This window comes from Streptomyces sp. NBC_01450 (genome assembly GCF_036227505.1).
In the GTDB taxonomy this organism is placed as follows: Bacteria; Actinomycetota; Actinomycetes; order Streptomycetales; family Streptomycetaceae; genus Streptomyces.
Map to the genome: position 1 here is coordinate 710,561 of NZ_CP109481.1, position 24,598 is coordinate 735,158.

At 68.6% G+C, this 24,598-nt stretch carries 21 protein-coding genes and 5 pseudogenes; 12 read left to right on the forward strand and 14 right to left on the reverse strand.

Features of this window, described 5'->3' with window-relative positions:
* Positions 1-37 precede the first annotated feature (37 nt).
* Positions 38-1,027: an acetylxylan esterase gene (locus tag OG568_RS51560; protein ID WP_329537029.1), complete on the reverse strand. Its 990-nt coding sequence runs from the start codon at positions 1,025-1,027 to the stop codon at positions 38-40.
* Between the two features lie 343 nt (positions 1,028-1,370).
* Between OG568_RS51560 and OG568_RS51565 the strand changes: the two genes are divergently transcribed.
* Genes OG568_RS51565 through OG568_RS51590 form a run of 6 tightly spaced genes read left to right on the forward strand, consistent with a single transcriptional unit; the run spans position 1,371 to position 9,239 of the window.
* Positions 1,371-2,369, forward strand: coding sequence for an ABC transporter permease (locus OG568_RS51565; RefSeq protein ID WP_329537030.1), 999 nt, complete (start codon positions 1,371-1,373; stop codon positions 2,367-2,369).
* Entirely contained in the window at positions 2,363-3,283 is a 921-nt protein-coding gene (locus tag OG568_RS51570) for a carbohydrate ABC transporter permease (protein WP_329537031.1), read from the forward strand. Before OG568_RS51565 ends, OG568_RS51570 begins: the two co-directional genes overlap by 7 nt.
* A 52-nt stretch (positions 3,284-3,335) precedes the next feature.
* Positions 3,336-4,994, forward strand: coding sequence for an ABC transporter substrate-binding protein (locus OG568_RS51575; protein WP_329537032.1), 1,659 nt, complete (start codon positions 3,336-3,338; stop codon positions 4,992-4,994).
* Positions 4,991-6,517, forward strand: a complete 1,527-nt coding sequence (locus OG568_RS51580; RefSeq protein WP_329537033.1) for a GH39 family glycosyl hydrolase — start codon at positions 4,991-4,993, stop codon at positions 6,515-6,517. Before OG568_RS51575 ends, OG568_RS51580 begins: the two co-directional genes overlap by 4 nt.
* Positions 6,514-7,206 carry a hypothetical protein gene (locus OG568_RS51585; RefSeq protein ID WP_329537034.1) on the forward strand — a complete coding sequence of 231 codons (693 nt, stop codon included), beginning with the start codon at positions 6,514-6,516 and terminating at the stop codon, positions 7,204-7,206. Before OG568_RS51580 ends, OG568_RS51585 begins: the two co-directional genes overlap by 4 nt.
* Positions 7,203-9,239 carry a beta-galactosidase gene (locus OG568_RS51590; RefSeq protein WP_329537035.1) on the forward strand — a complete coding sequence of 679 codons (2,037 nt, stop codon included), beginning with the start codon at positions 7,203-7,205 and terminating at the stop codon, positions 9,237-9,239. Before OG568_RS51585 ends, OG568_RS51590 begins: the two co-directional genes overlap by 4 nt.
* Before the next feature lie 55 nt (positions 9,240-9,294).
* Here OG568_RS51590 and OG568_RS51595 read toward each other — a convergent pair whose 3' ends face one another.
* Positions 9,295-11,322 (reverse strand): alpha-glucuronidase, encoded by a 2,028-nt coding sequence (locus OG568_RS51595; RefSeq protein ID WP_329538260.1) that lies wholly within the window; start codon positions 11,320-11,322, stop codon positions 9,295-9,297.
* 271 nt (positions 11,323-11,593) lie between these two features.
* Between OG568_RS51595 and OG568_RS51600 the strand changes: the two genes are divergently transcribed.
* Together OG568_RS51600 and OG568_RS51605 are read left to right on the forward strand one after the other, a co-directional pair.
* Positions 11,594-11,827 carry a hypothetical protein gene (locus tag OG568_RS51600; RefSeq protein WP_329537036.1) on the forward strand — a complete coding sequence of 78 codons (234 nt, stop codon included), beginning with the start codon at positions 11,594-11,596 and terminating at the stop codon, positions 11,825-11,827.
* Positions 11,824-13,092, forward strand: coding sequence for a glucarate dehydratase family protein (locus tag OG568_RS51605; protein WP_329537037.1), 1,269 nt, complete (start codon positions 11,824-11,826; stop codon positions 13,090-13,092). The genes OG568_RS51600 and OG568_RS51605 overlap by 4 nt, the downstream gene beginning before the upstream one ends.
* A gap of 276 nt (positions 13,093-13,368) precedes the next feature.
* On the opposite strand, the pseudogene OG568_RS51610 reads toward OG568_RS51605, so the two are convergent.
* The 11 genes and pseudogenes from OG568_RS51610 to OG568_RS51660 all read right to left on the reverse strand — a co-directional run.
* Positions 13,369-13,636 (reverse strand): annotated as a pseudogene (locus OG568_RS51610) (transposase); the annotation flags it as partial.
* Positions 13,637-13,767: 131 nt separating this feature from the next.
* Positions 13,768-14,070, reverse strand: a pseudogene (locus OG568_RS51615) (IS110 family transposase); the annotation flags it as partial.
* Positions 14,071-14,319: 249 nt separating this feature from the next.
* Positions 14,320-14,724 carry a DDE-type integrase/transposase/recombinase gene (locus OG568_RS51620; RefSeq protein ID WP_329537038.1) on the reverse strand — a complete coding sequence of 135 codons (405 nt, stop codon included), beginning with the start codon at positions 14,722-14,724 and terminating at the stop codon, positions 14,320-14,322.
* Between the two features lie 17 nt (positions 14,725-14,741).
* Positions 14,742-15,377: a hypothetical protein gene (locus OG568_RS51625; RefSeq protein ID WP_329537039.1), complete on the reverse strand. Its 636-nt coding sequence runs from the start codon at positions 15,375-15,377 to the stop codon at positions 14,742-14,744.
* A pseudogene (locus OG568_RS51630) lies at positions 15,374-16,591 on the reverse strand (IS3 family transposase). Before OG568_RS51630 ends, OG568_RS51625 begins: the two are co-directional and overlap by 4 nt.
* A gap of 207 nt (positions 16,592-16,798) precedes the next feature.
* Positions 16,799-17,179, reverse strand: a complete 381-nt coding sequence (locus tag OG568_RS51635; protein WP_329537040.1) for a nuclear transport factor 2 family protein — start codon at positions 17,177-17,179, stop codon at positions 16,799-16,801.
* Positions 17,176-18,066: an NAD-dependent protein deacetylase of SIR2 family gene (locus OG568_RS51640; RefSeq protein ID WP_329537041.1), complete on the reverse strand. Its 891-nt coding sequence runs from the start codon at positions 18,064-18,066 to the stop codon at positions 17,176-17,178. The genes OG568_RS51635 and OG568_RS51640 overlap by 4 nt, the downstream gene beginning before the upstream one ends.
* Positions 18,063-18,998 (reverse strand): protein-ADP-ribose hydrolase, encoded by a 936-nt coding sequence (locus OG568_RS51645; RefSeq protein WP_329537042.1) that lies wholly within the window; start codon positions 18,996-18,998, stop codon positions 18,063-18,065. The genes OG568_RS51640 and OG568_RS51645 overlap by 4 nt, the downstream gene beginning before the upstream one ends.
* 107 nt (positions 18,999-19,105) lie before the next feature.
* The gene (locus OG568_RS51650; protein ID WP_329537043.1) at positions 19,106-19,429 is read right to left on the reverse strand and encodes a MoaF-related domain-containing protein; all 324 of its coding nucleotides are present in this window, start codon (positions 19,427-19,429) and stop codon (positions 19,106-19,108) included.
* A gap of 29 nt (positions 19,430-19,458) precedes the next feature.
* Positions 19,459-20,220, reverse strand: a complete 762-nt coding sequence (locus OG568_RS51655; protein WP_329537044.1) for a nuclear transport factor 2 family protein — start codon at positions 20,218-20,220, stop codon at positions 19,459-19,461.
* A gap of 19 nt (positions 20,221-20,239) precedes the next feature.
* Complete coding sequence (locus OG568_RS51660; protein WP_329537045.1) at positions 20,240-20,536, reverse strand: hypothetical protein; 297 nt, start codon at positions 20,534-20,536, stop codon at positions 20,240-20,242.
* 467 nt (positions 20,537-21,003) lie between these two features.
* On the opposite strand from OG568_RS51660, the gene OG568_RS51665 reads away from it, so the two are divergent.
* The 4 genes and pseudogenes from OG568_RS51665 (at position 21,004) to OG568_RS51680 (ending at position 24,326) form a co-directional block, all read left to right on the forward strand.
* A complete protein-coding gene (locus OG568_RS51665) occupies positions 21,004-21,897 on the forward strand; it encodes a helix-turn-helix transcriptional regulator (protein ID WP_329538261.1) in 894 nt (297 codons plus the stop codon).
* Positions 21,898-22,143: 246 nt separating this feature from the next.
* Complete coding sequence (locus OG568_RS51670) at positions 22,144-22,956, forward strand: SMI1/KNR4 family protein (RefSeq protein ID WP_329537046.1); 813 nt, start codon at positions 22,144-22,146, stop codon at positions 22,954-22,956.
* Between the two features lie 254 nt (positions 22,957-23,210).
* Positions 23,211-23,500: pseudogene (locus OG568_RS51675) on the forward strand (helix-turn-helix domain-containing protein); the annotation flags it as partial.
* A gap of 97 nt (positions 23,501-23,597) precedes the next feature.
* Positions 23,598-24,326, forward strand: a complete 729-nt coding sequence (locus OG568_RS51680) for an SMI1/KNR4 family protein (RefSeq protein WP_329537047.1) — start codon at positions 23,598-23,600, stop codon at positions 24,324-24,326.
* 56 nt (positions 24,327-24,382) lie between these two features.
* On the opposite strand, the pseudogene OG568_RS51685 reads toward OG568_RS51680, so the two are convergent.
* Positions 24,383-24,523 (reverse strand): annotated as a pseudogene (locus OG568_RS51685) (IS110 family transposase); the annotation flags it as partial.
* Between the last annotated feature and the right edge of the window lie 75 nt (positions 24,524-24,598).

A 24,598-nucleotide genomic window follows, 5' to 3' on the forward strand; every position in this document is an offset into this window, starting at 1 on the left:
GGGCCGCTGTCAGCGGTCAAGGGCGGACGTCAGTCACTCAGTCTTCCCACACCTCGCGCAGCCAAGCGAGCTGCTTGCGCACGTGCACCGCGTCACCCCCTTCGTGCCCGTTGAAGGGGTAGGCGTGGATCTCCCGGCGGGGTGTACGGCCGGTCAGTTCGCCGTAGCGGTGGAAGGCGGAGTAGGCGCCGCTGGGCGGGCAGACCGTGTCGCGCAGCCCGACACCGAAGTGCGCCGGGGCGTGGGCTCGGCGCGCGAAGGAGGCACCCTCCATGTAGGAGAGCGTACGCATCGCGGCATCCCCGGCCTCGCGGTGTACCGCGAGGTAGGCGGCGATCTCCTCGTAGGGACCGGCTCCCGCGAGGTCCAGCGCGCGGCGGATGTCGCACAGCAGCGGCGCGCTCACCAGCACCGCCGCGAGGTCCGCAACGAGGCCGGCGACGGCCAGCGCGAGGCCGCCTCCCTGGCTGTTGCCGACCGCGGCCACGCGCGTGCCGTCCACGCCCGGCAGCGCGCGTACGGCGGCGACCGCGCGCACCGAGTCCGTGATCAGTCGCCGGTAGTGGTAGTCGTGCGGCGCGAGCAGGCCGCGCGTGGCGGGGCCGGGACCACCGGGCGCGAAGGCGTGCGGGTCGGGGGTGTCGCCGCCGCATCCGTACTGGCCGCCCTGCCCCCGGTTGTCCATGAGCAGGTGCGCGTGGCCGGCGGCGGCCCAGGTGATCCGTTCGTGCGCGAGCCCGCGCCCGCGGCCGTACCCCGCGTACTCGACGACGGCGGGCAGGGGGTGCGACACCCCGGCGGGGCGCGTGTACCAGGCGCGCACCGGTTCGCCGGCGAATCCGCGGAAGGTCACGTCCCAGGTGTCGACCAACCGCAGGCCGGTGTCCACGGCACGCACCGACACCACGGGATCGGCCTCTTCCACCTCCTTCAGGGTGTCCTGCCAGAAGGCGTCGAAGTCGGCGGGCTCATCGAGCACGGGGCGGTATCGCTCCAGCTCGTCCGGGGCCAGGTCGAAGGCGGGCACGGGACCTCGCAAGGTGTTCGGGGACGGCAGGCCGCCGTCCGGTTATTCCGTTAACCAATCGAAAATTTCCGGAACAGTAACAGCACCACACGGGATCTGACTCCTCGTGAAGTAACCCGGACAGCGGCGCGTTTCGCTCATGTCCCACTATATAGACAGCGTTGACAAGGACGAAGACCGCTCATAAGTTTCCGCCAAGTTACCGGAAATCTTCTGAAACTTATCGGTCACGTATCGCTGTGATGCGGGTGCACCCAGACGTCTCCCGCGCATCACCACCCCTCTCAGGACGGCCCGCCGGGTCGTCGGTCACCCCACTCAGCCCACCCACGGAGGCCCGAGCATGAGCACCTCCACCGCCCTGGATCCGCCGCCCGGAACCCAGGACCCACCGGCGGCCCATCCGCCCGTCCCGCCCCGTCGGTCCCGGCCGACCGGGCGCCGCAGCTGGCGTCAGGCGCTGCGCCGCGACTGGCAGTTGTACTCGCTCGCGGTACTGCCGCTGCTGTTCTTCCTGGTCTTCCGGTATCTGCCGATGATCGGGAACGTGATCGCCTTCCGCCGCTTCCAGCCGGGCGGTTCGATCCTGGGCGAGAAGTGGGTGGGCCTGCGCTATGTGCGGATGTTCCTCACCGACCCCACATTCTGGCAAGTGTTCAGGAACACGCTGTGGATGGGCACGCTCACGCTCGTCTTCTGCTTCCCGATCCCGATCCTGCTCGCGCTGCTGCTCAACGAGGTGCGCCGACGTGCCCTCAAGCGGTTCGTGCAGTCGGTGTCGTACCTTCCGCACTTCCTGTCCATCGTGATCGTCGCCGGCATCACGATGCAGATACTCGCCACGGACGGCCCGGTCAACCATCTGCTCCAGACGTTCGGCCACGAACCGATCCGCTTCATCCAGGAACCCGGGTGGTTCCGTACGATCTACATCGGCTCGGAGATCTGGCAGACCGCCGGCTGGGGCACCATCCTCTACCTCGCCGCGCTCACCACCATCGACGACGACCTGTACGAAGCGGCACGCATCGACGGTGCCAACCGCTGGAAGCAGATCTGGCACGTGACGCTTCCCGGCATCCGCCCCACCATGGTGACGCTGCTGATCCTCAACATCGGCACGTTCATGGCGGTCGGCTTCGAGAAGATCTTCCTCCTGTACAACCCGCTGACGTATCCGACCGCCGACGTGGTCTCCACGTACCTCTACCGGACCGGTGTCGAGTCCAACAGCTTCAGCTACGCCGCCGCCATCGGCCTCTTCGAAGCGCTCATCGGGCTGGTCCTGATCACCTCCGCCAACCAGCTTTCGCGCCGCACTGTGGGGACGAGCCTGTGGTGACCCTGACTCCCGAGCGCCGTGCCGCCCGCCCCCGCACCTCGGTCGACCAGCCGACCCGCGGTTATCGCGTCTTCCAGGGGATCAACGGTCTGATCCTCACGGGCGTCGTGGTGGTGACGCTCTATCCGTTCATCAGCATCATCGCCCGCTCATTCAGCGGGGAGCGACAGATCCGGGCCGGCGAGGTGTCGCTGTGGCCCAAGGGCTTCAACCTCACCACATACAAGCTCGTCCTCTCGGACGGAATGTTCTGGCGGAACTACGGCAACACCGTCCTGTACACGGTGGTCGCCACCGCCGTCTCCATGGTCCTGACGACCTGTTACGCGTACGTCCTGTCGAAGAAGGACCTCAAGGGGCGGGGCGCGCTCGTCGGTATCGCCGTGTTCACCATGTTCTTCTCCGGCGGCCTGATCCCCAACTACGTACTGATCACCAGCCTCGGCATGAAGAACACCATCTGGGCGATGGTGATCCCGAACGCGATCAGCGTCTTCAACCTCCTGGTGATGAAGGCGTTCTTCGAGGGCATGCCGTCCGAGCTCGAAGAGGCCGCGCAGATCGACGGTCTGAGCACGTACGGCACCCTGCTGCGGATCGTGCTGCCGCTGTCGAAGGCGGTCATCGCGACCATGACGCTCTTCTACTCGGTGTCCTTCTGGAACTCCTGGTTCTCGGCGTTCCTCTACATGGACAAGACCGAACTGATGCCGGTCACCGTGTACCTCCGCAACCTCATCGCGGGTTCCACCACCGGCCAGAACGCCGGCGCCGCCACGGACCAGGTCACCCAGGTCGCGGCGAACATCCAGTCGGTCACCATCGTGCTGACCGCGCTGCCCATCCTCTGCGTGTACCCGTTCGTCCAGCGATTCTTCGTCTCGGGCGTGATGCTCGGCGCGGTCAAGGGCTGAGCGGTCCACCGACTTCCCGCACCACATGGCTCACGGAACAAGGGAGTATCCGTTGAAGAACACAGGACAGTTGTCGCGGCGCCAGATCCTGGCCGCCGCCGGGTTCATCGGTCTCGCCACGCTCACCGGCTGCGGCAGCGGCGACGACGGCGGGGACCCCAAGGACCTGTCCAAGAAGCAGAACGGCGCGATGAAGAAGTACGGCGTCGGCGACCAGTTCAAGGCCACCAAGGAACTGTCCTTCTCGGTCCTGCACAACAACAACCCGACCTACCCGATGAAGGACAGCTGGCTGTTCTGGAAGGAGGTCACCAAGCGCACCGGCATCACCCTGCAGCCCGTCGCCGTCCCCCTGAGCGACTACGAGAAGAAGCGCAGCCTGCTCATCGGCGCCGGCGACGCGCCTTTCCTGATCCCCAAGACGTACCACCCGTCGGAGGTCGCCTTCGTCTCGTCGGGCGCGATCGTCGCGGTCAGCGACTACGTACACCTGATGCCCAACTTCCAGGCCAAGGTGAAGAAGTGGAATCTTGAGCCCGAGCTGGACTCCATCCGCCAGTCCGACGGCAAGTACTACCTGCTGCCCGGCCTGCACGAGAAGGGCAAGTCCGGCTACTCGATGGCGCTGCGCACGGACATCCTCGACAAGCACGGCCTGAAGCTGCCCACCACCTGGGACGAGGTGTACGACGTCTTCAAGGCGCTCAAGAAGGAGTACCCCGACCGCTACCCCTTCTCCGACCGCTGGAGCACCAACACACCGTTCCCCGCCGCTGCCCTGCTCAGCTACCTCGGTCAGGCGTACGGGATCAAGGCAGGCTGGACGTACGACAACACCAGCTGGGACGCGAAGGCCCAGAAGTTCGTCTTCACCGGCGCCAGGGACGAGTACCGCCAGGTCGTCGAATACCTGAGAAAACTGGTCGCGGAGAAGCTGATAGACCCCGAGAGCTTCACGCAGACCGATGACGACGCGGTGCAGAAGCTGCTGGGCGAGAAGTCCTTCGCGATCAGCGCCAACCCGCAGGAACTGGCGCAGAACTACCGGTACAACCTGGAGAAGCAGGTCAAGGGTGCCGAGATCGAGATGGTGCCGGTGCCGATCGGGCCCGCGGGCGAGGTCGTCCTGGGCGGCGCCCGCCTGGAGAACGGCGTCATGATCTCCAGCAAGGCGCTCAAGAGCGACGACTTCGTCGCGCTGATGCAGTTCATGGACTGGCTGTGGTACTCGGACGAGGGCCAGGAGTTCTGCAAGTACGGCGTCAAGGACGTCACGTACACCAGCTCCGGACCCGGCCGGTACAAGGTCAAGGACGGCATCAACCTCCAGGGCTCCGACCCGGGCGCCCCGAAAGACCTGCAGAAGGACTACGGCTTCTCCAACGGCGTCTTCGCCTACGGCGGCAGCTGGGCCCTGGTCTCCTCGTCGTTCATCCCGGACGAGAAGAAATTCCAGGACGTCATGACCCAACGCAAGCAGCTGCCCATCGACCCGGCCCATCCGCTCAATTCCGACGAGCAGGAGCAGGCCGCCCTGTGGGACACGCCGCTCAGGGACCACGTCACCCAGAACCTGCTCCAGTTCATCCTCGGCAAGCGCCCGCTGTCCGAATGGAACAGCTACCTCGCCGAGCTGAAGGCGAAGAACATGCAGCAGTACATCGACCTGCAGAACAAGGCCTACGAACGGTACAAGAAGGAGAACGGGTGACCGTTCATCGGATCCCTGAGCAGTCCGTGGCCCGGCTGTCCGACGCGTGGCGCTTCTGTGTCGGCACCGGCCGCATCGAACTGGCCCTGCGCCGCGACTACCAGGACTCCCTCGCGCTGCTCCAGCGCGAGATCGGGTTCCGGTACATCCGCGGCCACGGCCTGCTCAGTGACGGCATGGGCGTCCACCGTCCGTACACCCATGAGGGCGCCCGCCACGTCCACCACTCCTTCACCTACGTCGACCAGGTGGTGGACGCCTACCTGGCACTCGGCATCCGGCCGTTCCTCGAACTGGGCTTCATGCCGGGCGAGCTGGCCTCCGGGGACCAGACGGTGTTCTGGTGGCACGGCAACGTCACCCCGCCCCGCTCCCACCAGGAGTGGGCGGGGCTGGTCCGCGCCACCCTCACCCACCTGGTCGACCGCTACGGTCTCGACGAGGTACGCACCTGGCCGATCGAGGTGTGGAACGAGCCCAACCTGCCCGACTTCTGGCAGGGCGCGGACGAGGCGGCGTACCACCGGCTCTACGAGGTGACCGCGCGGACGGTGAAGGAGGTCGACGCCTCGCTCCAGGTCGGCGGCCCGGCGATCTCGCCGGGTGCGGACGAATGGATGGTGCGCTTCGCCGAGTTCGCCGAGCGGCGGGAGGTCCCCGTCGACTTCGTCTCCCGCCACGCCTACACCTCCGGACCCGCACAGCACGTCCCGTTCGGCGTCCACCAGACGCTCGCACCGGCCGACGGTCTCCTCGACCAGTTCGCCACCCCGCGCCGCCAGCTCAAGGGCACCCGGTTCGCTGACGTCCCCGTGCACATCACCGAGTTCAACTCCTCGTACCGCCCGGACAACCCCGTCCACGACACCGCCTTCCACGCCGCCTACCTCGCACCGGTGCTGGCCGCGGGCGGGGAGGTCGCCGACTCCTTCTCGTACTGGACCTTCAGCGACATGTTCGAGGAGGCCGGCCCGCCCACCGCGCTCTTCCACGGCGGGTTCGGCCTGCTCACCCACCGGCAGGTGAAGAAGCCGACGTACCACCTGTACGCGTTCATGGCGCGGATGGGCGAGGAGTTGCTGGCACACGGGGACGACCACCTGGTCACACGCCATCCGGACGGCCGGGTCACCCTCCTCGCCTGGGCGCCCGTCGACCCGACGGGCGAGACACCCGGCCCGGACCGGCACACCCTGCGCCTGTCCGTCCCGGTCGGCAGCCGTCCACGCGGCGAGGCCTTCGCGCGCCGCTCGACCGTGGACGAGGAACACGGCAACGCGTGGACCGCCTGGCGGCGCATGGGCAGCCCCCGATCGCCCCGCTCCGACCAGATCGACATGTTGTACGACGCCGCCGAACCCGCCCGCACCCACCAGCGCCTGCCCGTCGAGGACGGCCGCGCCGACCTCGACCTCACCCTCGCCCGCCACGAGATCACCCTGGTCGAGATGAGCCCGCTCGAGGACGAGACCCCGCCCTGGTGGGACGAGCGCCGTCTGCTCGGCGGAGAGGAACATCGATGAGCACCCCACACACGGCCGGCCGACGCGCCTTCGGTGACGGCCCGCTCTCACACGCGGCGGCCCTGGTGCACACCCTCGTCACCGTCGAAGCGATGCTGCTCGCCGCCGCATCGCCCGGCCTGGCCGCCCTGCTCCTCCTCGGCCCCGACCCCGCCAACCTGCCGCTCGCCGCCGTCTGCCTGCTGCCGCTCGGCCCTGCCCTCTCCGCCGCCCTGTACGCGCTCCACCACCGCGGCCGCGACCTCACCGACCTCCACCCGGCCCGCGCCTACTGGCGCGGCTGGCGACTGAACGCCCTCCCGGCGCTGAGACTCTGGACGCCACTGCTCGCCTGGCTGACCCTGATCGCCTTCTCGCTCACCCACTTCGGGGCCTCCGGCCTGCCCGGCTGGTGGGCGGGCCTGCTGGCGGTAATCGGCCTCGTCTCTCTCCTGTGGGGCGCGCACGTCCTTCTCCTCACCTCCCTCTTCGCATTCCGCACCATCGACACCGCCCGCCTCGCCGCGTACTTCCTGCTCCGGCACGGCCGAACCACCCTCGGCGTGGCCTCGCTGCTCGTCCTGGCCGGTGGGCTGACCGCGCTGTCGACCGAGGCTCTGCCCGCCCTGCTTGCTGCCCCGCTGCTTCTCTCCCTGCTGCACTCAGGCCGCCCGGTGATCACCGAAACCCAGGAGGACTTCACCGCATGACCGCCCCCAGGACCGACAAGATCGCCTACGGCGGCGACTACAACCCGGAGCAGTGGCCCGAGCCCGTCTGGGACGAAGACCACCGCCTCTTCGACCAGGCCCGCATCGACACCCTCACGGTCGGTGTCTTCACCTGGTCGCTCACCCAACCCGCCGAGGGCGTCTACGACTTCACCGTCCTCGACCGCATCCTCGACCGCGCTGCCGCCGAGGGCAGGCGCGTGTGCCTGGCCACCGGCACCGCCGCGCTCCCGCCCTGGCTGGCCCGCGCCCACCCCGAGGTCAACCGCACCGACTTCGAGGGCCGCCGCCACGGCTACGGCCAGCGTCACAACTTCTGCCCCAGCTCACCTGCGTACCGCCGCCTCTCCACCGCGGTCGCGGACCGCCTCGCCGAGCGCTACGCCGACCACCCGGCACTGCTCGCCTGGCACATCAACAACGAGTACGGCGGGGCCTGCTACTGCGACCTGTGCGCCGCCGCGTTCCGCGTCTGGCTGCGCGAGCGGTACGGCACCCTCGACGCCCTCAACCACGCCTGGTGCACCACCTTCTGGTCGCACCGCTACACCGACTTCGGCGAGATCGAGCCGCCCAGCGCCCTCACCGAGCACTGGCGCGGTCCCGACCACACCGCCTTCCAGGGCATCACCCTCGACTACCACCGCTTCATGACGGACGCGCTCCTCGGCTGCTTCCGCGCCGAGAAGGAGGCCATCCGTCGCCTGGATCCGGAAACGCCGGTCACAACCAACTTCATGGGTATGTTCCGGCCGCTGGACTACCACCGCTGGGCGCCCCACCTCGACTTCGCCTCCTGGGACAGCTACCCACCGCTCGACGCCCCGCCCACCATGGCCGCCCTCGGACACGACCTGATGCGCGGCCTCAAGGACGGCGCGCCCTTCTGGCTCATGGAGCAGACGCCGTCCACCACCGCCTGTCGCGATGTGAACCCGCTCCGACGCCCCGGTGAGCTGCGGCTGGCGACCTGGCAGGCCGTCGCCCACGGCGCGGACGCCGCCCTCTACTTCCAGATGCGCGCCTCGCGCGGGGCCTGCGAGAAATACCACGGGGCGGTCATCGGCCACGCCGGACGCGCCGACACCCGCGTGTTCCGCGAGGTCGCCGAAGTGGGACAGGAGCTGGCGGAGCTGGGAGCGGTCATACTCGGCGCCCGCACCCCGGCCCGCACCGCCCTGCTCTTCGACTGGGACAGCTGGTGGGCGCTGGAGATCTCGGACGGGCCCTCACGCCTGGTCCACTACCAGCAGGTCGTCCACGCGTACTACCGCGCCGCCCGTGAGGCCGGAGCGGACGTGGACGTCGTCCCGGTCACCGCCGACCTCACCCCGTACGACGTGGTGCTCGCCCCCGCCCTGCACATGGTCAAGGGCGACCTCGCCACCCGACTGGAGGCGGTGGCCGCCCGCGGTGGCACCGTCCTGACGACCTTCCTCTCCGGCCGCGTCGACGAGCACGACAACGCCTTCCTCACCGACGTCCCTGGCCCGCTCGCCGGTCTCATGGGCGTTCGTGTCGACGAGTGGGATTCCCGCCCGGCCGACACCGTCAACCCGGTCGTGCTCGGGGCGGGAGACGACGCACTGCACACCGAGGCGCGCCTGCTCTTCGAGATCGTGCTGCCGCAGGGCGCCGAGCCGGTCGGCACCTACCAGGCCGACTTCTACGCCGGCACCCCTGCCGTCACCCGGCACCCCTTCGGCGAGAGCGGGGGCGAGGGCTGGTACGTCGCGACCGCACTCGACCAGCCCGGCGTCGACTGGGTGATCTGCCGTGTCCTCGCCCGCCACGGGCTCGTCGGCCCGTACGCCGGCCAGCCCTCGGTCGAGACCGCCGCCCGCACCGCCCCCGACGGCACCCGCCTGTTCTTCCTACTCAACCACGCGCCGGACCCGGTGTCCGTGACCGCGCACGCGGCGGCCGTGGACCTGCTGACCGGCAAGCAGGTGGAGCGCGGTGAGGCACTCACACTGGACCCGCGAGGGGTCTGCGTGCTGAGCCTTCGGTAATACCGTGGCATTCGGCGTCCCCGGGACTTATCGGTCCCGGGGACGCCGCGTGCCGTCAGTGGATGCGGCGCCCGCGTGCGTCCGGCACGCCGGACTTCCGGAAGAAGTACGTGTTGATCTGATCGCGCCACTCGCAGGCACTGCGGAGCTGCTCCTCGTACCGCTTTGCCGCCCGCGCATGGCGCGCCGGGTCCACCAGGTCCTCGAGCCCGGCCCACACCCTGCGTGCCTCCTCGACCTCTCCCACACCGTCGAAGTGCGTGTCGTAGATGTGCTGGATCACCGTTTCGCCGCTGTGCAGCACATGGCCGTACGGCACATGGTGGAAGAAGAGCAGCAGCTCGTCCGGGCAGGTCTCGGGCGTCTCGTACACCTCGGCCCACGGCTTCGCGTACTGGCCCGCGAAACCGGTTCCGGTCGCCCGGCTGCGGTCGACGCCGACTCCGTCCCGGTCGGCGAAGTGGTACGTGCCCCACGGGCTGTACTCGTAGCCGTCCACGCTCGGCCCGTAGTGGTGGCCCGGCTGCACCATGAAGCCGACGCCGAGCGGCGCCGTGTACTTCTCGTAGGTCCGCCACGAGCCGTCGAGGACCGCGTGCAACCCGCTACGCAGACGCTCAGGATCGGCGCTCTGTGCCGGTACGAAGGTCATCCCGATCCACTCGTCAAGCACGGCGCGGGGCTCCGCGTCGGGCTGCCAGGCGAGCCGTCCGACCGTGTACAGGTTCGCCTGCGCCAGCGGATGCCCCGTCCAGAACGGGTCGTCACCGGCGTTCGACACCGCCACCAGGCCGCCGCCGCGGGCCAGTTCCCCCACGCTCTGCTCCTCCTCGCCCTCGGGCCTGAACCGCAGCGCCTCGCTCCACATCGGGCCGAGCCAGCACACGTGCCGCTGTTGTCCCGTGTACTCCTGGGTGGCCTGTATCTCCACGGCGAGCCGCGTGTTCGGCATCGCGCCGATCACCGGGGAGATCGGCTCGCGCGTCTGGAAGTCCATCGGCCCGTGCTTCACCTGGAGCACCGCGTTCGGCGCGAACTCGCCGTCCAGCGGGGCGAAGTGGTCATAGGCCGCGCGCGCCCGGTCCGTCGACCGGTCCCGCCAGTCCTGCCGGTGGTCGTAGACGAAGGCCCGCCAGTGCACCGTGCCGCCGTACGGAGTGAGTGCCGCGGCCAGCATGTTGGCGCCGTCCGCGTGGCTGCGGCCATAGGTGAACGGGCCGGGCTGTCCCTCGGAGTCGGCCTTCACCACGTACCCGCCGAAGTCGGGTATCGCCGCGTACACCCGGCCGGTCGTCCTGGCCCACCAGTCGGGCACCGACTCGTGAAGCGGATCGGCGGTGGGCAGGCCGCCGAGCACGACGGGCGCGGCGAAGGAGACGGACAGATGCGTCCGGATCCCGTACGGGCGCAGCGCGTCCGCGATCGCGGCCACCTCGCCGATCCGGTCGGTCAGCAGGTGCGCCTCGGTCTCGTGTACGTTCACGTTGTTCACGGCGACCGCGTTGACGCCGCATGCGGCCAACAGCCTTCCGTACCAGCGCACCCGCTCCAGTTCGTCCCGCGAGCCCCGTGCCAGGCCGTCGTGCCAGAACAGCGAGCCACTCGCGTATCCCCGCTCGACCTGGCCCATTACCGGGTGCACGGCCATGTTGTCCCAGTGGTCCAGCATCCGCAGCGCCAGCGCCGGCCGGTGCACCTCGCGCGCCCGCTCGCCCTCGAAGGCCGCCTCGCCGAGCCGCACCAGGTGGAACAACCCGTACAGCAGCCCGGCCTGACCGGCAGCCGTCACCCGTGTGACCCCGTCCGCCCGCACCAGCGCGAACCCCTCGTCCCTGAGTCCGTCCGGATCGCCGTCCTCGCCCAGCTCCAGCACCAGGTCGTACGACGCGCCTTGCACCCGCGCAGTTCTGACGACCTGACCGCCGAACTGCGCGCAGGCACACGCCACTTCTCCGTGCACCGTGTCCACCACCGGGCCCGTTCCGGAGATCAGCGTGCGCCGGGAACCGAGCGGGCGGAACACCTCGGGCGGCAGCCACGCCGGGTCCACGCCGCTGGGCAGCGCGGGCACGGATACGGGCATGTTTATGGATACGGATGCTGTCACGGGGACCCCTGGTCAGTGCGTATCGAGCTCGCCGGACCGCCTGGGCGCGGGGCGGGCGGCCCAAGTATGCCGTGCGCCGGCGCGGGTTGGGAGGGGTGCCTTGAAGATCACGATCACCGTCAGACAGAGCCGCTGCGCGCGGCAAGAGAGATACGCACATGTCTTGACCACCTCAAACAGGTGCTTTTACAGTACATGCGTTCACATTCACATGCCGAGTTCATGTACAGAAACAAAGAGGGGCTTCATGCTCAAGGACGCTCCGTTCTTTCCCGTCCCCTCCTTCACCGCTGACGATTCGATGAACTTGCCGAAGCGTACGGAGCGTGTGGGGAGCGGAGTCGACGCCGATGGGGGCGGGAGCTTCCTCGCCTGCGACACAGGCGAGTTCCAAACACACGGCGACGTCCGTTTGCAGGACGGCACGGGCGATCCTTGCGTAGCCCTGGCGGCCGCCCCCACCGATGCGGCCACCCAGTGAGCGACGGCATCCTGATCACTGGGATCGACATCACCCCGGTCGCGTTCAAGGACCCCGCTCTCCTCAACGCGGTCGGTGTCCACGAGCCCTACGCCCTACGCGCGATCGTCGAGGTCCACACCGACCAGGGCCTGGCCGGCCTCGGCGAGACCTACGCCGACGAGGGCCATCTGCGCCGGCTGCGGACGGCCGCCGACACCATCGTCGGCATGGACGTTCATGCGCTCGGCGCGATCCGCCGACGGATCGCCCTGGCGCTCGGCGACGACTCCGGAAGCGACGGTCACGGCCTGACCGGCATGATTACGACCAGCAGTACCGTGGACCGCGTCTTCTCCCCCTTCGAGGTCGCCTGCCTGGACATCCAGGGCCATGCGGCCGGACGCCCAGTCAGCGACCTGCTCGGCGGTGCCGTCCGCGAACAGATCCCCTTCAGCGCCTACCTTTTCTACAAGTGGGCCAGCCATCCCGGCGCCGAGCCCGACGACTGGGGCCCCGCGCTCGACACCGACGGCATCGTCGCCCAAGCCCGGCGCATGATCACGGAGTACGGCTTCACCGCCATCAAGCTCAAGGGCGGCGTACTGCCGCCCGAGCAGGAGATCGAGGCGGTCCTGGCCCTGCGGGAGGCGTTTCCCGCGCTCCCGTTGCGCCTGGACCCCAACGCCGCCTGGACCGTGGAGACCTCGGTCAAGGTGGCCCGCGCTCTGGACGGCGTTCTGGAGTACCTGGAGGACCCCACTCCCGGTCAGGAAGGCATGGCCCGCGTCGCCCGCGAGGCGCCCATGCCGCTCGCCACCAACATGTGTGTGGTCGCCTTCGCCGAACTGCCGTCCGCTGTACGCCGGAACGCGGTGCAAGTCGTCCTCTCCGACCATCACTACTGGGGTGGACTGCACCGCTCCCGGCTCCTCGCCGGTATCTGCGACACCTTCGGCCTCGGCCTGTCCATGCACTCCAACTCCCACCTCGGCATCAGCCTCGCCGCCATGACCCACATCGCCGCCGCCACCCCCAACCTCACCTATGCCTGCGACACGCACTGGCCCTGGAAGACCGAGGAAGTCGTCCAGCCCGGCACCCTCACCTTCACCGACGGCGCCGTTCGCGTGCCCCGCGGACCGGGTCTCGGCGTCCGGCTCGACCGCGACGCCCTCGCCCGACTGCACGAGCAGTACCGCGACTGCGGCCTGCGCAACCGCGATGACACTGGCTACATGCGCCGCATCGATCCCTTGTACGAGAAGAAGTCACCCCGCTGGTAAACAAGCGAAGCGCAGTGAAGCCCATGGCCGTCACAGGTGGGGGTGGCGTGGACGGTGACGCGTACCAGGGTCGGTCCGGCGTGCATAGGGTCGTGGTCGAGCAGGTAGGTGGGGAGGTGGCGGGGCCCGGTGCCGGGCTCCTGGATGAGCCCGAAGAATTTGAACATTGGCGCGGACTCGCCCGAACTGTGAGGACCTGACCTGGGATTACGTGCCTGCCCTGGATCAGATGGACGGCCCTGGACGGTCTCTGAAACCTGTGCCGAGGGACCGCATCTGCCCCTGGCGGGCCGCCTCAGCGATCACGCCCTCCAGCAATGCGGTGAAGTCGCCGGCGTCCCTCCAGACCCGGAAGCGGCCGTAGACCGTCGCCCACGGACCGAACTCACCCGGCATCTCCCGCCACTGACTGCTGGGTGCGGAACCGCCAGATCACCCCCTCGAACTGCTCCCGCAGCCGCTCAGGGTACGGGCCGTACTCGCCTATCGGCAGGAACGGCTCGATCAACTTCCATTGCTTTTCAGTGAGTTGCCCGCGCCTCACACCAGCGTCCTACCCGATCCAGCCCCCGCACAGGACCGGAATCCGAAGAAGGATCACAACATCACACAGGCCCTAGGTCTGTCCCAAGGTCTGCGAGTGGGACCACAAGCCCAAGCTGGACAAGAAGTTCAACCTCTCTTCCTACGCCGCAGCCGCCGGTCCGGGCGTCCGGCTTCGGCCACCTTGTAGCCGGCCCTGCGCAGGAATGAGGTCAACGTGGCGCCGTAGGAGCCGGTGCCCTCGATACCGATGCGGCGGACGTCGCCGAAGGTGCGCATCCAGGCAAGCAGTGCGCGGTAGCCGGCCCGGGTCGTGGAAAACGCTTCGGTGTCCAGGACGTGGTCGTCGGTGTCGATCACAGCGGCGACGTGCAGGTCCTTGTGGGTGTCCACGCCGCCGATGACGACGCGGGAGACGGGTGGAATGCTGGCCATGTCGGCTTCCTCGCAGAAGATGAGCGCAGCGGGTCGGCGCGCGTTCACCGAGGCGGCGGACAAGACAGTGATGGGACCTTGGCCAGGCTCTCCTTAAGTCACTCCCGTCGGCGAGGCGAGCGCCTCGCCGGGATGCTCCCGGGCCACCGACAAGTCCGAGGAAGGACAGCGCCGTCGATCGGAGTGCGGGTCAGGAGGCCGCGAGAGCATCCCGGCACCGGTATCCTGGCGCGTCCGTCGCGGTGCGAGTCAAGAAGCCCGGGACATCCGGTACTTCACATACTCACTGTCCGAGTGATGTATCAACTCGCCCTGTACGTGCGGAAATTCGTCCCGGTCGCGCTGGCACAGCGCCATCTCCAGGGCGTCCAGGACGAGCCTGGTCTCCTTGGACGTGGAGGCGGACCAGCCGACGATGCGACGGGAGAAGGTGTCCACGACGAAGGCGATGTAGACGACCCCGCTCCAGGTGGCGACGTGCGTGAAGTCAGCGACCCAGCAGCGGTTGGGGGCACTGGCGACGAAGTCGCGGTCGAGGAGGTCCGGGTGCCGACCGGCGGCTGGATCGGTGATCGTCGTGATCACCTTCCTGCCGCGGACGGCACCGGTGATGCCGATCTCCCGCATGAGGCGCTCGACGGTGCACCGGGCCACGGCGTGTTCCTGCCGGTTCAGCTCACGCCAGATCTTCCGGGCTCCGTCCTGCGCCGCTTCCGCCTCTTGGCGCTCCTGCTCCTGGCGCTCGCGTTCGGCTTGTTCGGCCTGCCGCTCCGCTCCGAGTGCCCTCGCCTTGCAGTCTTCGCACAGGTGCGGGTGGCTGTCCCCGCGGCCCCAGTCGACCGTGGTGCTGCCTTCCACCGGTCGTCGGTGAACTTGGTCCCGCAGTCCGCGCACACCGGGCGCTGAGCCTCGCGTTCGGCTGCTTCCTGCGCTTGGCGGCGTCGTGCATCTTCGGCGCGGCGGGCGCGGGCAGCATCCCGGCGGGGGTTGCCGATCGCGTCCCAGAGGTTCTGGTAGTCCTCGCAGCCGAAGCGCCGGAACGCGGGCCCGGCCGAACCGTGCTCGCGCAGCAGCTCCAGCGTGGTCGCCACGATCGGCATCTTCCCGTTGTAGATGCGGAAGCAGCCTTCGGCCCACTGGCCCTGCCAGTGTTCGCGGGTGAGGTCGGCGACCTTCTCCATCTGCTTCAACGCGGGCCGCGGGCCGACCTGGTTGAAAACGAACAGGACCGGCGGGTGCGTCGCGTCGCCCCACTGGGGGTCGGCTGCGGATGAGGCGTCCCCCGGAATGTGGACACGGGGGTTCATGCTGCGAGTGTGAGTTTACGCGCTCTCTGCTGTCGCTGTTCGAATTCTACTGGCGAGAGGTAGTCGAGAGCGCTGTGGCGCGTGCGGGCGTTGTAGTAGGTGAGCCATTGGAAGATCTCCAGTCTCGCCTGATGCATCGTGGAGAACAGCCTCTGGTGCATCGTCTCCCTCTTGAGTCCCTGCCAGAAGCTTTCGGCGAGGGCGTTGTCGTAGCTCGAGCCGATGCGGCCCATGCTCCTGCGGATCCCGAAACCATTGCAGACCTGCGCGAACGCAGCCGATGTGTACTGAGCCCCTGTCCGCATGGAAGATCACCCCGTCCACGTGGCCGTCGCGGGTCGCCACGGCCATCTCCAGGGCGTCGATGACCAGTTCCGTGCGCATGTGGGAGGCCATCGACCAGCCGTGCACCCGGCGTGAACAGATGTCGATGACGCAGGCGAGATACAGCCACGTCCCACCGACCTGCACGTATGTGATGCCACCGCACCACTTCTCGTTCAACTGCCTGGCGGAGAAGTTGCGTTGGACCAGATCTGGAGCCAGCGGCGCAAGCCGGTCAGAGACCGTGGTGCGCTTGCGGCGCCGTACGTGCCGGCCCTCGATACCGTGCCGGCGCATCAGGCGCTCAACGCGCTTGCGGTTGATGGTGTGCCCGAAGCCCCGCAGCTCGGCGTGGACGCGGCGGACCCCGTACGTTCCCTTGTGCGCGGTGTGGACCTCGCGGATCTCCGCGACAAGCGCGTCCTCTGCGGCCTGCCGGGCGGCGCGGGCCTTCGCGCCGGCCAGCCACCGGTAGTAGCCGGAGCGCGAGACCTGCAGGACCCGGCATATCCGCTGAACACCAAAGGCCTTGGCATGGGCGGAGACGAAGTCCCAGCGGCGGGTCTTCACTTCATCTCCTTCGCGAAACAGGCCGCCGCCCGGCGCAAGATCTCCCGCTCGAGCTCCCACTCCTTCTCGGCCATGCGCAGCCGGCTATTCTCCGCTCGGAGCCGGGCCAATTCCTCGTCCCCGCTCTCCACGTCCTGCTCGCCGCAGCTGTGATCGCGGCCAGCATGTTCGTCGGCCTGGCGCACCCAGCTGCGCAGCGTCTCGCCGGTCACCCCGACGTCCGCCGCGACCGCCGCATACGTGCGCTTCCCACCCGCCGCGCGATACAACGCCACCGCGTCGTTCCTGAACTCCGCCGGATACGGAGACCTACGTCCCACCAGGACACCCTTCCTCGGATCCACAAGACCCATTGTCAGAGTGTCCACACCGCCAGGGGCACCTCACCACCAGGCCGTCCCCGGCGGCGACTTCTCCCTCGCCCGCGAAGGAACCAGCCTCGCCACCGTGCGCCTGGCCACACCTCAGCGCGTCGCTCGCAATCGAGCGGGCCACGCCGTGCCATCACGGTGAGTCCGAGGCCCCGCTTAGAACATGGTGTTGTCGTTCTTGGAGGTGGGTGGGACGACCTGGAGGACGTCCCAGTGTTCGACGATCTTGCCGTCTGCGTCGAAGCGGAAGATGTCGATGCCCGCGTACTCCTCGTCGGGCCAGACCTGGCGGCAGTGCAGTACGACATGGTCACCCTCAGCGAAGGCCCGCTGGTACTCGACACGCTTGCCCGGGTACTCGGCTGCCATGCGCTCGAAGTAGTCGATGAATGCCTGCTTGCCGTCGCCGACGTGCGGGTTGTGCTGGATGTAAGTGGCGCCGACGTACTGGTCGATGGCTTCGGCGGGGCGGCACTGGTTGAACATGAGGTCGTAGAACGCCTTGGCCGCGACCTTGTTCTTCTCCGGGTCGCTCATGACGCCACCGTGGAGTGGGCGGCCGACCGGGGCACGGTGAGTGTGTCGAGCAGGTGGTGGGCGTCAGCCGGGACGGGCAGGGCCCGGTCTGCGAGGTCGGCGGGGGTATGGGGGTGTGTGGGGTTGACGCGGACGAGGCGTGCCTGGGGAGAGTGGCGGACGAGGTGTTCACCGGGCCATCGGATGACACCAGGTGTGTTGAATCCTGCGCCGAACTCCAGGACCAGCAGGCGGGTATCGGCGGGGGCGGTGCCGAGCCAGTCCTGGAGACGACGGCCGGCGGGGAGGTAAGGGGTGTCGACGAACTCAGGGCCGACGCGGACGTTGATCTCGATCTCGCCGCCGCAGTTCGGGCAGCGGGGAAGGGCAGCGGGGTCGGTGACGGCTCCAGTGGCCGGGTCACAGGAGGCGAGGAGCTGTGCGACGAGGGGCTTGCTGTCCCACGTAGTGGGGGTGCAGGGGGTGGCGCACTGGTAGCGGCCGTAGTCGCCCTGCGGGGAGAAGATCCGGTCCGGATTGAAGCCGCTCCGGGCGAAGAGGCCGTCCACGTTGGACGTCATCACCCAGTGGTCTGTGTCGCCGACCAGCGCGCGCAGTCGCCGATAGAGGGGGTTGGGGGTGGTGGATAGGCGGATGTCGTCGATGTGGACGGCCCAGTAGCCCCACAGCAAGGCGGGTGGCAGGGGCACGCCGACCATGTAGCGGGAGCGCAGGCCGTGGCGGTGCAGGGCGGGGAAGAGCTCCCGGAATCGGTCTTCGTCACCGTAGTCGTATCCGGCGGCGGCGCTCAGGCCCGCCCCAGCGGTGATCAGGACGCGGTCGGCCTCGTTGAGCCAGGTGCGTATCGTGCGGGCGGCGGCTTCTACATCGCAGGTGGGCTGGTTCATCGGGACGGGGTTCCTTCGGTCAGTGCGTGGGTGTAGGCGGCGTGGTCGTCGTCCGCGTACACGTTGAAGATCACGCGGTCGAGGCGTCCTGGATGGTGATCGAGCCAGTCCGCCACGGTGTTCACGGCGGTTCGCGCGGCAGGCGTCTTGGGGTAGCCGAAGACGCCGGTGCTGATGCCGCAGAATGCGACGGTGCGTATGCCCTCGACGTCGGCGGCGAGGTCGAGGCAGGCGCGGTAGGAGGCTGCCAGCGCTTGCTCGTGGCCCGCGTCGAGGGAGCCGTAGACGATGGGGCCGACCGTGTGCAGGACGTAGCGGGCGGGCAGGTGGTAGCCACGGGTGATCTTGGCGGTGCCGGTCGGTTCCGGGTGTCCCTGCAAGGTCATGATCGTGTGGCAGTCGGCGCGCAGGCGGGGACCGGCCGCGCCGTGGACGGCGTTGTCGATGCACCGGTGCATCGGGGCGAAGCAGCCGAGAAGGGCACTGTTGGCGGCATTGACGATGGCATCGGCGTGGAGGGCGGTGATATCGCCCTGCCACAGCGCCGTACGCTCGGCGGCCCGGTATGTGGTGTCGGGAAGCGTGTCGCGGAGAGTGAGCAGCGAGGCGGCGTCGGTGGTCGGGCGCGCCAGGAGCTCGCCGGACAGGAGCCGGTCCAGCACGCGGGCGGTCCCGGTGGGCAAGGGATCCGGCTCCCGGACGGTCAGCACGGCGCGCAGCAGTCGCCGGGCAGCGGGATCGTCGAGCCGGTCCGCCGCGCCGGGGCGTAGCCCGGCCCGCGTCGCCGCCGGGTCGTCGCCCAGCAGGTCGAGTGCCTCGCGGACCAGGTCGGTGTGCCGAGCATCCGGGCCCTGGCTGGTGACGGAGCTGAACGGCCCTTCCAGGGTGATGGCGGCGCGGTAGGCGGCGAGCGGCAGTGCGGTCGCGTACATGGTTCCTCCCGGGCAGTGAGCACGTTACGGGTCGAGGGGGCGTCGCACTGCACGTCGCCGTGCCCTCACCCGCGAGCTGGTGGGGGCACGTCGACGTGATCAGCGCTTCAGGCGGGTTCGAGAGTTCCGGTGTGGAGTTCGGCGACGCGGCCGTCGCCTGTCTCGTAGGTCCAGAAGGCGTGGACGGTGTGGTTGTTGAGGTTCATGAGGTGGGTGATCGTCATGCCTGACGTCTCGACCCAACCGAGCATGAACAGGCCGGGGGCAACCTCGGCGATGTGGAGGGTGACGGTCTCCCCAGCGCCCTTGGTGGGGGCCTCCAGGGTTTCGTAGCGCAAGGTGGTGCCGTCAGCCGCGTAGGTGTTGCGGAAGTCAACTCCGTTGTCGACACGGAAGACGAAGGTCTTCCCGACATAGCTGAGTTCACTCATCGCACTTTCCTATGTGGTGCCGTCCGGTGTCAGAACAGGCCGTTGGAGTGCGGGAGCTCGGCGGGTACAGGAGCGATGACGTCCCAGTGCTCGACGATCTTGCCGCCCTGGACGCGGAAGAGGTCGTAGTACGCGACGGGGACGCCGAACGCGCCCTCGGACTGGAGCAGGACGAAGTCGCCCTCGGCGATGACCTTGTGGACGGTCTTGTAGACGAGGTTCTTGCCCTGCTCGGCCCACTTCGCGGCGGCGGCGCCGAAGCCGTCGAGGCCGTCGGCCGCTTCCGGGTTGTGCTGGTGGTAGGTCTCGGTCGAGATGTAGTCGGTCAGGACCGAGTAGTCGGCGCCCTTGAGGACCTTCTCGGCGAACTCCAGGACCAGGGCGCGGTTGGTCTCGGTCTGGTCCAGATCGGCCGGCTCAGTGGGGCCGTCGGTCTGGGAGCGGCCGGAGGCGGTGTCCTCGACCAGCGGGGTCAGGGCGTCCCAGTGCTCGGCGAGCTTGCCGTCGCCGGTGACGCGGAAGATATCGAAGGCGACCAGCGGGTCGGGGCCGAAACCGTGGTACGTGCCGTGCCGGGCGACCAGGTCACCGTCAGCGATCACCCGGACGCCCTCGTAGTGGAAGCCCTCCGGCAGGCCGGTGACCAGTCGGCGCAGGGCCTCGGGGCCGTCGGCGGCCAGGGCGCTGTGCTGGCGGTAGTCGGCGGCGACCCAGCGGTCCACGGCGCTCGGGTCCTTCTTTCCGAACAGTTCGCCGGCGGCGGTCAGGACGAGGTTCTTGGCGTTGCTCAAGTCGGTTCTCCTTGCGGGGTCAGGTCATGGGTGGGGGGATGGGTGTGGTCAAGCACTGGTCGAGTGCGGCGGCCAGGGAGGCGGCTGTGGAGGCCGCGTCGCCCATCTGATCGACGCCGTGTGCGGTGTACAGCGGCAGCGTCGGGTAGGAGGTGACGCGCAGGCGGCGCAGCTTGCGGAAGCCGGCGTGGGCCTTCATCCGGCCGGCCGGGGACGTGTATGCCGAGGTCACAGCGTCGGCGTCCAGACCCAGCTCGTGGGCTATGCCTCGGTGGACGTCGGCGTCGGACACCGCGGCCGTCGACGAACCACGCACGCTGCACGCCCTTGGCCGCATCCAGTTCGCTGATGCCGGGCTGGGCCCGCTGCGCGGCCGGCCCCGCCGCGGCGGCGGAGTCGAGCACGCTCGTGCCCCGCACCGGCGCACGGCCGTAGCCCGCACCGAAGACGACGCCGGTCAGCCGCCCTATCCGGCCCGCGTCGGGTAGCAGGTGCGGACAGGCCGCCACTGGCCGCGCCCGGGCACCAGTGCGGAGGCCGGCCGGGACGACGCCGAGGCGGATGCGGTGTGCGTTGTTCTCAGCGAAGGACCGCAGCGCCGGGCCGAAGCCGTAGCACCAGGGGCAGTACGCGTCGAAGGCGTACGTCAGCGAGCCCCGCTCCACCGAAGGCACCACACTCCTCCCCCCTTACGACTTTCCGACTCGGATCGATGTCGGACGAGGTGACTCCTCCAAGCTAGAGCTCATGAACAGGTTGAATCGGATACGCTGGCGACTCAAGATGGTCAAAAAACGACACGGTGTCGAGCGCGGCATCCCAGAGATCTCGTTCACCGCTCCTGCCGGAACCCCGGCCGGCGTCGAAGTGCTGTCCCTGGACGACCTGCGCGACCGAGTCCCCGCAGAACGGCTCTCGGTCCCCCAGCGGCCGGACTTCCACCACCTGATCACCCTCACCGGCGGGTCCCTGTGGCACACGGTCGACTTCACCGCATACGCCCTCGACCCCGGCTCCTGGCTCTGGGTACGCCCCGGTCAGGTTCAGCAATGGGGCGACCTCACCCGCGCCCAAGGCACCCTGATCCTGTTCCGCCAGGACTTCCTCGACCCCGCGACCACCGCCAGTGCCCGCATAGAAGACCCGCACGCCCCGATCCTGCGCCGCCCCCTGCTCGGCGACGAGGCGGCCCTACGGCTGGCCGCCGACCACGTCACCATCGAGTTCCACGCCCTCGGACACCTGCCCCTGGAGATCCACACCGCAGCCCTGCGCCATCTGCTCGCGGTCCTCGTCCTGCGCCTGGCCCACCTCACCGCGCCCGCCGGCAGTCCCGCCCCCGAACCCGACGCCACCTACCTGCGCTTCCGCGATGCCGTGGAAGAGGACTTCGCCCGTACCCGCAGGGTCGAGGATTACGCCGACATGCTCGGCTACTCACCCCGCACCCTCTCCCGCGCCACGCTCGCCGCTGCCGGCCTCGGCGGCAAGGAGTTCATCGACCGTCGTGTCGTGCTGGAGGCCAAGCGCCTTCTGGCCCACAGCGACCAGACCGCCGCCCGAATTGCCGACCGCCTCGGCTTCTCCAGCGCGACCCACTTCAGCAAATACTTCCACCACCGCACCGGCCAGACTCCGATCGCCTTCCGCGACACGGTCCGGCACACCACGAAGTGAAATGCCTCCCGCGCCGCCGGAAGGCCGGAACGCGACATCCCCTCAGCACCGCGCAGAAGGAAGCGATCAAACTGATCAGCCGCGAGCGTGCGGTGAACGAGCACGGCTTCGCCGACCTGCAGAACTGGCGGATCCTCACCAAGGTCCGCATGAACGCCCGACACGGGACCACGCTCCTGCGGGCCCTGCTCGTAGCTTCAGGTTGGACGACGCCCATTGTCAGTGCGGTGCGCTTCACTGTCCGCCATGGAGCTCACGCAAGCGACCGTCAACGACCTGCTGACCCAACTCGGTCCTGGGGACGGCTACACCTACCTGCCCGGCGACCTGGACCCGCAGGACCTGACCGACCTGCTCGACAGCAGGTACGGCGCCGCGCGCACCCTCGTCCTCGACGGCTTCACCGATCCGACGGTCGATGAGTCCAGGGGCGCGGCTCTCCTCGTCCCCTTCGAGGACCGGGCCGTGACGATACGGGCGTGGGCGTGTGGGGATCAGTGGGTCGGCACGGGTACGGCGCGGGACGCCGAGGGGGCCGCGCGGCCGGTGTTGGTGGTCGCTCACAGGGAAGTGCCAGAACCCCTGGCGGTCGCTCCGGATGCGGACGAGGACGTCGACTGGGTCGACTGGATGGAACGGCTGAGACGGATCACCGGCTGGACACAGCCCGCCCAGCGGCCGGACGTGGACTGGGCGGAGGTGGAGTCACGTCTGGGCACCACGCTGCCGAGCGACTACAAGCGCATGGTCGAGACGTTCGGCACGGGCGCCTTCGACGGATACCTGGACCTGAACCAGGAGCCGTGGACGGATCTCAGGCAGGACGGTCTGCTCATCTGGGCAGGCACTGAGCACGAGGACCTGTACTGCTGGCGGGCCGACGGCGACGACCCCGACCGCTGGCCCGTCGTGGTCCGGTCCTTCGACAACAAGGACGTCCCCTTCGACTGCCAGGCCGCGGAGTTCGTCTGCCGCATCCTTACCGAACCGCACCACCCGTTCACGATGGCCCGCTATTTCGACACCCACTGGTTCATGAACTACCGGGAAAGCGACTGACCGAACCCCGCCGCCGACGGCCCCGGCTCTCCTTGGAGCCTTCGAGGCACTCCAGACCCGGCATCGTGATTCCGGCGACCCGGCAATGCGCCGGACGATCACCTGCTACCGATCACGCCCACGACCGGCACGAGCATCTCAGCCTCCGCCCACGCCAGCCCCATGACCAGCGAATTCAGGTTGAACAACGCTCATTCCTGTCTGCGCGCGCCGGCGAGAACCGTGACCAAACCACCAAGACCACAACAACCGGGATCACCGCGCTGCGCCGCGAAGGTGCGGATCCGGTCCGCAAGGGCCGGCCGTGGTCCCCTCCGCTGGAGGACCGGGTACTGCTCGTGTCGGCCCACTGGCGAACGATTTGACGATGCGCCAACTCGCGCCGCTCTTCGGTGTCTCGAAGTCAGCGGCCGACCGGATCATCGACCACCTCGGTCCCGCGCTTGCCCTGCGGCCCCGCAGGCGGTTCAGCAAGGACACTGTGCTCATCGTGGACGGCACCCTGGTGCCCACCCTCGGTCACGTCATCGCTGAGCAGTCCAAGACATCTCATGTCGTCGGCGGGTCAAGCTGATTGCTGGCGATCCCGCGGAGCTGTGCTTGTGCTCCGCCACAGGCTCGAAGGCGGTAGCGTCCTCGGCATGCTGGACGGTCCTGACATTTCGATGGCACTGCGAGGCGGGGTGCGCACTCGCACGCAAGCCTGGGACTTCGTGCGCTGGTTCGCCGACGCGTGGATGGGCCGCCCGCTGGAGCCAGCAGACGGCTACAGCGAGAGCGAGTTGGCGGCCATCGAAGCCGAGCTGGGCTTCGAACTCCCGGCTGCCCTGCGCGAGGGGTACGCGCTGTTCGGGCGCAGGCAAGATCTGACCCAGCAGCAGGACCCCCTGGTCCCGGCGACGGGGCTCTACGTCACCGACGATTTGGGCGGCATCCTGGTCTTCCGCCATGAGAATCAGGACTGCGCCTTCTGGGCAATCCCCCTGGCCGAGATCGAACAGGACGATCCGCCGGTGGTGGTGGAGTCACGCGACGGCTGGATCCCGTTCCTCGATCGGATGTCCCTCGCATGGGTCGAACTCGTGCTGAGCGAGTCCCTCTTCGGAGCGGACGACCTCGGTCTCTACGACGCCTGCGAGCTGCCCGACCCGCTGCTGCCGAGTCTCCACGAGCGCTATGCCCGAGTGAACCTGCCTGACCATCCCATGTGGACCAGCAAGGACGACTCGCCCGTGCGCTGGTACTCGGCACCTGGCCGGCTGATACGCAGAGACGGGATCCAGGACCAGTCCTGGATCCATGCACGCGGACGCACGACTGCTGATCTCGAGATCGTGCGCAAGGACCTTCCCGGACCCTGGGTCCGCTGAAGTTGCCTCACCCGCCAAGCCACCGGACCAGCCCATCACCCGGATCGGTCCGGCGGCTACGCGGCCAATGCGAGGGAGGGCCCGAACGCACGCTGTGAGTCGTAGAGCGTCCGCGTCTGCAAGCAGTGGTAGAGGCAACCCAGGAGCTTGTTGAACAGGTTCCGCAGAGCGGATGTGTGACGTTCCCCGGCCTCGCGGGCCGGGGCGGTCGACGTGGCGATGCTCACCACGGTGTCGGTCAACGCGCCCGCTGCACACCCCGAAGTCGACTG

Bases quoted from the DNA above. Each gene is read 5' to 3' on its own strand.
- OG568_RS51565 (WP_329537030.1), top strand. From the start codon at position 1,371: ATGAGCACCTCCACCGCCCTGGATCCGCCGCCCGGAACCCAGGACCCA.
- OG568_RS51585 (WP_329537034.1), top strand. From the start codon at position 6,514: ATGAGCACCCCACACACGGCCGGCCGACGCGCCTTCGGTGACGGCCCG.
- OG568_RS51590 (WP_329537035.1), top strand. From the start codon at position 7,203: ATGACCGCCCCCAGGACCGACAAGATCGCCTACGGCGGCGACTACAAC.
- OG568_RS51595 (WP_329538260.1), bottom strand. From the start codon at position 11,322: ATGCCCGTATCCGTGCCCGCGCTGCCCAGCGGCGTGGACCCGGCGTGG.
- OG568_RS51600 (WP_329537036.1), top strand. From the start codon at position 11,594: ATGCTCAAGGACGCTCCGTTCTTTCCCGTCCCCTCCTTCACCGCTGAC.
- OG568_RS51625 (WP_329537039.1), bottom strand. From the start codon at position 15,377: ATGAACCCCCGTGTCCACATTCCGGGGGACGCCTCATCCGCAGCCGAC.
- OG568_RS51635 (WP_329537040.1), bottom strand. From the start codon at position 17,179: ATGAGCGACCCGGAGAAGAACAAGGTCGCGGCCAAGGCGTTCTACGAC.
- OG568_RS51640 (WP_329537041.1), bottom strand. From the start codon at position 18,066: ATGAACCAGCCCACCTGCGATGTAGAAGCCGCCGCCCGCACGATACGC.
- OG568_RS51645 (WP_329537042.1), bottom strand. From the start codon at position 18,998: ATGTACGCGACCGCACTGCCGCTCGCCGCCTACCGCGCCGCCATCACC.
- OG568_RS51650 (WP_329537043.1), bottom strand. From the start codon at position 19,429: ATGAGTGAACTCAGCTATGTCGGGAAGACCTTCGTCTTCCGTGTCGAC.
- OG568_RS51665 (WP_329538261.1), top strand. From the start codon at position 21,004: ATGGTCAAAAAACGACACGGTGTCGAGCGCGGCATCCCAGAGATCTCG.
- OG568_RS51670 (WP_329537046.1), top strand. From the start codon at position 22,144: ATGGAGCTCACGCAAGCGACCGTCAACGACCTGCTGACCCAACTCGGT.
- OG568_RS51680 (WP_329537047.1), top strand. From the start codon at position 23,598: ATGCTGGACGGTCCTGACATTTCGATGGCACTGCGAGGCGGGGTGCGC.